The organism is Streptomyces sp. BRA346 (assembly GCF_052851135.1).
On sequence record NZ_JAIWIH010000118.1, the window covers coordinates 1 to 3,678 of the forward strand.

Below are 3,678 nucleotides of genomic sequence, written 5' to 3' on the forward strand. Positions count from 1 at the left end.
GCACGCCGAGTTCCTCGGCCATACGGCGGATGACGGGCTTCGGCTCAGCGGCGCGATACATGCGGACCGCGCGGTCACGCAACTCCAGCGGGTACTTCCAAGGCCGCGTAGTTAGGGCGAGATCGCGACTGTCAACGCTGTAGAAGCGGCATCGTGCTGGGCCACGGGCGTGATCCACTCCTCGTTGAGTGCGTAGACGCCGCGGGCAGTCCTGCGGAGGATGTCCTCGTTGACCCAGCGGCCGAGCTCGGCACGCAGTCCTCGCGCATCGTCCAGGCCGATCCCCCGGGCGATTTCGCATGCACGCCAGGAGCGCGACGGGTCGGTCCGCATCAACTGCAATGTCCGGTCGCGTCGGCCCACCGGGGCTCGGCGTAGGTGCTGGTCCACGGTGACGGTCATGTCGCTGATGCGAGACGCGCCAAGGACCTGGGCCTGGTCCGGCGGTGCCGCGTACCGGGAGATCGGACACTTGACGCGGCGCGGGGCGACACGCGGCCGACGCGGTGGCAGCAGGTTGTTCAGCACGGCCTGCTCGATCCGCCCCGGCTCTGCGTCCAACAACACGCCGGCAGCGGCGATGACCTGGTCCTTGGCGGTCTCCAGGGCGACCGTGAACGAGACGCGGTCCGGGTCGGTGCCGGGCCTGGACTCGGCGGCCTCCGCCATGGTCCGACGTAGTGCCTGGTAGACGGCCAGGTGCGCCCAGAGCTCCTGCTGGACACCGACGGGGTCCTGGGAGCGCAGCACCAGTCCGGTCTGCAGCGTGTGGCGCAGAGAATAGAACGCTGACTCGATCTCCCAGCGTTCGTGGTAGAGCGCGACCAGCTCGGCGGCGGGATGGCGGCGGTGATCGAGGAGCGTGGTGGCCAGCCGGTAGTGCCCCTGCAGCCGCAGCCCTTTGACGGTGGTCACCGCGATGTGTGCGTCGATGATGCGCAACCTCACCCCGTTGATCCGGGTCAGGTACGTTCCATCGGGCAGGGGTGCCCAGCAGGCGGGGGTGCGCGTTCCCTTGAGCCGGACCAGCAGCTGGGCGCCGGTGGCCGCGGCCTTGGCCAGGAAGTCGTCGGTGTCGAAGCCCCGGTCGTTCAGCAGCAGCATGCTGTTGTCCAGCAGCGGCAGGAGCTGCTCGGCGTACGCGGTCTCCTTCTGCGGCACCGGCCCGAAGACCGCGCCGAGCAGGGCTCGGGTTCCGGTCTCGCACAGCGCCAGGAGCTTCAGCATCGGGTAGCCCTCCTGGCCGTAGCGGTGCTTGTGCTTGCCGAGCCAGGCGCATACCCGCGGCCGGTCGGGGGCCTTGGCGGAGCTGCATCCGTCGAAGGCGACGGTCCTCCAGCGCCGGTAGCACACGCCCGGGGTCCGGGCCCGGCGGCAGGCCCGGCCAGGACGGTGAACAGCTGCTCCAGCGGCGCCGCCCCAAGTCGGCGGCGCAGGTCGCGCAGGGACTTCTCCGACGGACGCCGCACGCATAACTGCCGCAGGCCGGCGGTGAGTTTGTCCCACACCCGCGCGTATCCCAGGCCAGGGAAGAGCGCCAATGCCAGAACGAAGTACACGCCCACTCGCGACGGCAGCCTTCGCACTCTTGTCTGCAGGGTGCGCGTCTGGACCAGAATGTCATCGACGAGCTCGAACGGGAACTGTCGGGTCAGCTCCCCGAGATGTCCGGGCGCATAAATGCCATCGGCGACGGTGACGGTGCGCGTGAGCACGCTGGTGGCACACTGGTTGGGCAACGGGACTCCTTCGAGCCGGAAGACCTTGGTCGGCTTCCTCGCTCTACCAGGAGTCCCGTCCCCATATACGGCACATGCCTCAATCTGCCCCACCCTCTTGACAGTCGCGATCTCGCCCTAACTACGCGGCCTTGGGGTACTTCCTCGGGGCAGGCATCGTCTGGGCTCCTCTCATGAGACCCATCTGACCCCCTGTCACTCCTCCCCGCATCTCGGGGGAACCTCACCCCAAGGCGAAGACCCTGGCATGCAAGGTCGACGCCGAGACGGAGCGGACGAGGCTGGAGGCCCGCCTCTCCGACGGCACCTACCGTGACCCGGCTGCCGGACGCGTGAAGTTCGCTGAGGTGGCGGAGTCCTGGCTGGCCGCGCAGGTTCACCTCAAGCTCTCCACGCGCAACCGCTACCGCGGTGTCCTCGACGTTCACGTGATCCCCAAGTGGGGCAACACGCGCTTGGACCGCATTCGCTTCGAGGACGTTTCGGAGTGGCTCGCCGAGATGCTGTCCGGCGAGGCGGCTGGCGGCAGGAAGCTCAGCGCACGCTCGGTGCGCAAGGCTTACGTCGTGCTCAGCCGTGTGCTCGGATTCGCGGTCAAGTCCCGTCGTCTGGCGTTCAATCCCGCTGTCGGAGTCGAGCTGCCCAAGGCTGCCCCGGCTGATCACGTCTACCTCGATGACATGCAGGTCGAAGCGCTGGCCGAGGCGGCTGGCGCGTACAGGGTGTTCATCCTGTTGCTGGCCTATACGGGTGTGCGCTGGGGCGAGGGGTCCGCGCTGAAGGTGGGGCGGGTCGACCTCGACGCGTGTCGCGCGCACATCGTCGAGGCGTACGTTGAGGACAACGGCAAGCTCTACCTCGACAGCCCCAAAAACCACGAGCGCCGGTCCGTGCCGATCCCGCGATTCCTCGTCGAGGAATTGAAGCCCTACGTCGAGGGGCGGGGCGAGAATGAGCTGTTGTTCACCGCTCCACAGGACGGACCACTGCGTGCCCGCAACTTCCGGCAGCGGTTCTTCGCCCCGGCGGTGGCCAAGGCGGGACTCGGCCACCTGAAGCTCACGCCGCACAAGTTGCGCCACACAGCGGCCTCGCTCGCCATTGCCAGCGGCGCGGACGTGAACGTCGTCCAGACGATGCTCGGCCACAAGTCGGCGACCCTGACGCTGGACACGTACGGCCACCTTTTCCCGGACCGCCTCGATGAGGTCTCGAAAAAGATGCACAATCGCCGCACCAAGCAACTTGCCAAGGCGCGGAAGAACTTGGAGAAGGCGGAGCGTAAGGCGCGGGAGGCGGCCGAGGAGGTTGCCGCGTTGGAGGCGGCAAGCTGATACCTGCCGGAGGCGCAGTGATGCGTACCGCGCTCAGCTCTCGTCGGCGGGCCTGGGCCCTGGATGGCGGGACTCGTCCATGCGGTCGGCGATGTCTCTGCTTGCCCGCTCGTAGATCTTCTCGGGGACTTCCCGCCTGTCGGTCACGAAGAGCCGGTCCCCCACGAGCTTCGTGATCGGCTCCCAGCCGAGGCGGCGGCCGGCCTCACGTGCCGCGCGGCGGACGTCGTCCAGCTCGCCCAGTTCAGCAAGCTCGATGCTGCTGAGGATCAGCTGGCCGTAGTAGCCCTCGTACCTGGGCTTCAGCCCGGCCCTCATCAGGCCCTCAAGGTGCTCGATGAGATTTCGGTACCGGCGCTGGGACAGCTCGTCCTTCTTGGGCATCGGGCACGGCTCCCAGGGGGCGGGCACAGCCAAGGTGCGCCACATGTGTACTGCATGTGTACTGCAAGACGGAGGCCCCTCCGCCCTCTCGGGCAGAGGGGCCTCTGATCTGCTGCTTTAGCGTGCCCCCGGCAGTGTGCTCGCTCAGGACATCGGAATGGGGTGTCTCAAGACATCGGCATGACCTCGGGGGCAGGGTCTGGCGATGTCGAAGAGGCGTC

2 protein-coding genes and 1 pseudogene are annotated in these 3,678 nt (G+C 67.8%); 1 reads left to right on the forward strand and 2 read right to left on the reverse strand.

Features of this window, described 5'->3' with window-relative positions:
- Window positions 1-111: 111 nt before the first annotated feature.
- Window positions 112-1,739: pseudogene (locus tag LCH29_RS43595) on the reverse strand (IS4 family transposase).
- Window positions 1,740-2,071: 332 nt separating this feature from the next.
- Between LCH29_RS43595 and LCH29_RS43600 the strand changes: the two are divergent.
- Entirely contained in the window at window positions 2,072-3,073 is a 1,002-nt protein-coding gene (locus LCH29_RS43600; protein ID WP_446467225.1) for a tyrosine-type recombinase/integrase, read from the forward strand.
- Between the two features lie 33 nt (window positions 3,074-3,106).
- Here LCH29_RS43600 and LCH29_RS43605 read toward each other — a convergent pair whose 3' ends face one another.
- Entirely contained in the window at window positions 3,107-3,457 is a 351-nt protein-coding gene (locus LCH29_RS43605) for a hypothetical protein (RefSeq protein ID WP_446467226.1), read from the reverse strand.
- Window positions 3,458-3,678 lie beyond the last annotated feature (221 nt).